We start from the raw sequence: 255 nt of genomic DNA on the forward strand, positions 1-255 counted from the left end.
TGACGTTGACCGTTTTGTGTCACTTATACTTGATTCATATTCAAGTATTTTAGGTATTTAGCTTATAGCTTGATTTAAATTTAGTAGTTTTTTTTCAAATGCAATAGGAGACATTTTATTTAACTCAATATGTGGCTTTTCTAGATTATAAAGTGATACTGCGCGGTCAACTTCCTTGACTAGCATTTCGAAGTTATTGATTTTACGATGCCGTAAATAATTGTTTTTAATAATGCCATTGATGCGTTCTGCTTT

General features: G+C 30.6%; 1 protein-coding gene. It reads right to left on the reverse strand.

Annotated elements, in window-relative coordinates; all coding sequences use genetic code 11:
- Positions 1-57: 57 nt before the first annotated feature.
- A partial coding sequence (locus G9H60_RS13345; protein ID WP_394369798.1) for an integrase core domain-containing protein occupies positions 58-255 on the reverse strand: 198 nt, incomplete at its 5' end.

Source organism: Aquirufa aurantiipilula, assembly GCF_019923745.1.
GTDB lineage: Bacteria > Bacteroidota > Bacteroidia > Cytophagales > Spirosomataceae > Aquirufa > Aquirufa aurantiipilula.